This window comes from Longimicrobium sp. (assembly GCF_048594345.1).
Lineage (GTDB): Bacteria > Gemmatimonadota > Gemmatimonadetes > Longimicrobiales > Longimicrobiaceae > Longimicrobium.
The window spans coordinates 1-4,406 of record NZ_JBMDXM010000128.1; the positions used below are offsets into that span (position 1 = coordinate 1).

3 protein-coding genes are annotated in these 4,406 nt (G+C 71.6%); 1 reads left to right on the plus strand and 2 read right to left on the minus strand.

The window, feature by feature from the left end; translation table 11 throughout:
- Window positions 1–286 precede the first annotated feature (286 nt).
- The gene (locus ACOJUJ_RS14460) at window positions 287–2,083 is read right to left on the minus strand and encodes a glycoside hydrolase family 3 protein (RefSeq protein ID WP_420127601.1); all 1,797 of its coding nucleotides are present in this window, start codon (window positions 2,081–2,083) and stop codon (window positions 287–289) included.
- A gap of 523 nt (window positions 2,084–2,606) precedes the next feature.
- On the opposite strand from ACOJUJ_RS14460, the gene ACOJUJ_RS14465 reads away from it, so the two are divergent.
- Window positions 2,607–2,936 carry a DUF4180 domain-containing protein gene (locus ACOJUJ_RS14465; protein ID WP_420127602.1) on the plus strand — a complete coding sequence of 110 codons (330 nt, stop codon included), beginning with the start codon at window positions 2,607–2,609 and terminating at the stop codon, window positions 2,934–2,936.
- A gap of 100 nt (window positions 2,937–3,036) precedes the next feature.
- Here ACOJUJ_RS14465 and ACOJUJ_RS14470 read toward each other — a convergent pair whose 3' ends face one another.
- On the minus strand, window positions 3,037–4,347 hold the full coding sequence (locus ACOJUJ_RS14470; protein ID WP_420127603.1) for an amidohydrolase family protein: 1,311 nt from the start codon (window positions 4,345–4,347) through the stop codon (window positions 3,037–3,039).
- Window positions 4,348–4,406: the final 59 nt, after the last annotated feature.

Here is a 4,406-nt window from a genome sequence, read left to right on the forward strand (position 1 = left end):
CCCTCCCCCGGCCCCTCCCCGTTCGTTCCTCACGGAGAGGGGAGAACTTCGATCCCGCTTCGACCAGGTGCGTCGCACCTCCCTCCCCCGCGCAGTTTGCGGGGGAGGGTCGGGGAGGGGGGCGGCCCACCATCTCGCGCCAGATCTTCCCCCCCGCCGACGATCCAGCCCCACACCCAACCTCCCCCGGCAGTTTCGGGGGAGGTGGGCCGGTGGTGCCGGCCCGGAGGGGGCGCCGCGGACGCAGCTCGACGCCGCTCGTCCCCGCCCACTCGCCTGCCCCGCCCTACGGCCGCCGGTCGATCCCCTCACCCGCGCGGTGGTGCGGGGGGAGCGAGACGGGAAGGCGGCCGGTGATGGGGATGGCGCCCAGCAGCGCCCGCGCGGCGGCGGCCTCGGCGGCGGCGCCGGCGTCCCAGGCCAGCAGGTACGCGGGGACGGAGGGGAACGCGTCCAGCAGGTACGGGCTTCCCAGCGACACGGCGACCACGGGCTTGCCCGACGCGGAGAGCGCCTCCACGAACCCGGGCATCCCGCCCCCGATCCCCAACGAGCGGTACTGGAACGGCGCGATGGCGATGGAGGCGATCACGACGTCCGCCGCCGCGGCGCGCGTACGCAGCGAGGTGAAGGTGGCGGCGGGGGTGGCGGGGCCCACGCGCACGTGCTCCGCCGTCACGCCGCCCGCGGCAAGCTCGCGCTGCAGCACGCCGCCCGCGGTGCCGCGCCCGTTGTCGGTGTACGTCACGTGCAGCACCCGCGCGCCCCGGCGCAGCGGCACCGCATTCGCCCGGTCGCGGGCCAGGGTGATGGAGCGCGCCGCCACCGTGCGCGCGAGTTCGCGGTGCGCGTCCGTGGCCACGGCGCCCGCGACCGCGCCCAGGTCCACGCGCGCACCGCGGTGCAGGCCGGCGGCGGCCTTGGCGGTCAGCACCCGGCGCGCCGCCTCGTCGATGCGGGGGCGGGGGATGCGGCCAGACTCTACCGCGGCCACGATGCCGTCGATCACCTGCGGGTGGCCGGGCGGCTGCAGCAGCGCATCGGCCCCGGCCAGCAGCGCCAGGATGCTCGCCTCCGTCACGGAGTAGCGGCGCGTCACTCCGCCCATGTTCAGCGCGTCGGTAAAGACGATGCCGCGAAACTCCATGGGTCCGCGCAGCATTCCGATCATCCGCGGCGACAGGGAGGCGGGGGGCGCGCCGGGCCCCTCGATCCCCACGGCGGCGATGTGGCCCACCAGCACGCCATCCATCCCCGCCCGCATGGCCCCCCGGAACGCCGCCAGCTCCACCTGCGCCAGCCGCGCGGAGTCGCCGCTGATCTGCGGCAGCCCCACGTGCGAATCCACGTTGGTGTCGCCGTGCCCGGGAAAGTGCTTGCCCACCGAAAGCAGCCCCGTCTCTCGCGCGCCCAGCAGCCACGCCGCCCCCAGCCGCGCCACCCGCTCCGGCGACTCGCCAAAGGAGCGGACGTTGATGATGGGGTTGGCGGGATTCGAATTGACGTCCAGCACCGGCCCCAGGGTGAGGTGGATGCCCACGGCCCGCGCCTCGGCGCCGGTGGCGCGGCCGGCCTGCCGCGCCAGGGCCGTGTCGTCCGCCGCGCCGAACGCCATCGCGGGCGGCATGCGCGTGCCGCCGGGGTTCAGGCGCATCCCCGGCCCCGTCTCCAGGTCGCTGACGATGAGCAGCGGCACGCCCGCCCGCATCTGCGCCGCGTTCAGCTTCCCCGCGAGCGCCCCGGGGCTGCCGGTGGAGACGATGAGCCCCCCCACCTCGTCGCGCGTCACCCAGGTGAGCATCCGCTGCTGCTCACCGGGATTCGCCGAAGCGGACTGACCGCTGATCCACGGAAACACCAGCTGCGCCACCCGCTGCCGCAGCGACAGGCCGGCCAGCGTGCGCTCCACCCACGCCTGCCCCGCGGTGTCGGTGCGCAGCGGCGGGATGGCCGGGATCTCCGGCGCCGCGGGCACGGCGGCCCTGGCGGCGGCGGGCGGATTCTCCGCCCGGTCGGGCGCGGAGCAGGCGGCCAGCGAAAGGCACAGCGCCCACAGCGGGCGCAGAAAGAGCGAAGAGATCATCACCGGCAGGGTTGGGGCTCGTCAGGATCGAACGCGGCTCGCGCGTTGTGTTGCAAGCACGCGGCCTGCGGGGAAAGAAGTACGAAAGTACGAAGGTACGAAAGTACGAAGGTACGAAGGTACGAAGGTGCGGGAGAATGTGGGTTCCGGTTGCGGACGCGCAGGTGCCTGGAACGCCGCACACCCTCAGCCGCCGAGTCCGCGCAGGCGGACTTTGCGATTTTCCAGCGGCGAATTCATTCGCTCCCCCGGACGGGATGCACGCTACTCTCGGAATCGCGCCCGGTTGCGAACGCGCAGGTGCCTGGAACGCCGCACACCGCCGGGCCGCCGAGTCCACGCAGGTGGACTTTGCGATTTTCCAGCGGCGAATTCATTCGCTCCCCCAGGCGGGATGCAAGCTACTCTCGGAATCGCGGGCGGATGGCACGTCACCGTGCGAGACTGCGGAGCGCATTGCGGGAGCCTCGTGGCGTGGGTAGCGTACCGATGCTTCTTCCCATCTACCTGATCATCTACTCCTGTGAGCGAATACTTCGAGATTTCACGGCAACCGGCGGGTCAATTCGATGCGGTTGCGGTGGTGAACGCATGCATCGAGAGTGGGACGGACCGCCTGCTGCTGGACGATGGCGCGCTGCCGCCGGAGTTCTTTGACCTGAGCACGCGCATCGCGGGCGCGATGGTGCAGCGGCTGACACAGTACGAGATCCGCATGGCGGCCGTAGTCCCCGATCCATCCATCCACTCGCAATCGTTCCAGGACTTTGCCCGCGAGGCGAACACCGGCAGGTCGTGGTTCCGATTCTTTCCCGATCGTGAACAGGCCGTGGCGTGGCTGACGGCGGAGTAATTCTCCCTCGCGGCACCCATGAAACGCGCGACTACACGAACGAGGACGCGGATGAGCCCATCATCCACGTCCTCTCGCGTTCCATCACACCATCACACCATCACCGCAGGTACGGCGCGACGTTGTCGGCGATGGCGGCGAACTCGGCGTCGGTCAGCGGGAGCATGACGCGGAAGTCGGTCCAGGCGCGCCGGGGCGGCACGGCGGGGTCCAGGTCCGAGCCAAAGAGCAGGCGCTCCACGCCCAGCTGCCGCAGCCGCCGCGTGGCCAGCTCCACCTGCGCGTCCGTCAGATCCGCACTGATGAGGGTGGCAAAGTCAAACCACAGGTTGCGGACGCGGGGGTCGCCGGCCTGGGCCGCGTCGGCGAACACCCCGATCGCTTCGTCAGAGTGGTAGCCGGGGCCCGAGGCGCCCATGTGCGCGATCTGGATGGGAATGTCGGGCGCGGCGGAGGCGATCTGGTCCAGGAAGATCTCCGAGTGCTCGGCCCCGTACGCCGGATCCACCGTCCACAGGTGTGCCACGATGGGAATGCGGGCCTGGTTGGCGGCCTGGAACACGCGGCGCACGGCCTGCACGTGCTCCGGGTTGCGCACGTCAATGGCCGAGTTGCCAAAGTGCAGCTTGAGGCCGCGCATGCGCGGGTTGCGCGTGCACCGTTCCAGCTCCCGCACCGCGTACTGCCGCAGCGGATTCACGCTGCAGAAACCCACCAGCCGGTCCGGATGCCGCGCCACCTGCTCCGCCGTCCAGTCGTTCTCCGCGCGCACGCGGTCGTATTCGTCCGGCCCCGTTGCGCGGAGCGGCGAGCCGAAGATGTAGCCCAGCGACAGCACCACGCCGCGGCGAATGCCGGCCGCGTCCAGCAGGCGAACCAGCGAATCGGCCAAGAACGGTGCGTTGAAGCGCGCCGGCGACTTTACGCTCGCGTTCTCCGCGGCGATGCGCCACACGCCGTCATCCCCACGGCGCAGCGCGTACAGCACGTTGGCCGTGTACCGCACGGCGGCCCCCTCGCCCCGCCGCGTGGTGGCGGTGACGTACGCGGACGCGCCGTCGACCCGGTAATGGAGGGGGATGATGCGGTACCCGGGACGCTGCTGCGACGCCGTGGCGCGCGCGGCTTCTTGCCCGCGGCTCCACGTCGTTTCGCCGTTGTCCACGACCAGCGCATCGTCGGTGAACACGTCGGCGGCCTCCGTGGTCCCCGCGATGCGCTCTCGCTCGCGCAGCACGCGGTCCAGCTCCGGAGGAAGCGCCACCGGCACGGGCGGCGCTTCGGCGAACAGCTCCACAATGGCGGGGCTTAGCAGGTGCAGGTGATGGTCGGCCGCCGGCTGGCCGGGCTGCCCGGCCAGCGGCGCGGCAAGTACCAGCGCGGCGGCCAGCGGTGCAAGGATGCGTTTCATGGGCATGGGACGAGGGCGGCGAAGGAGGGAAGTGCTAGTACACTAGCATATGCTAGTGT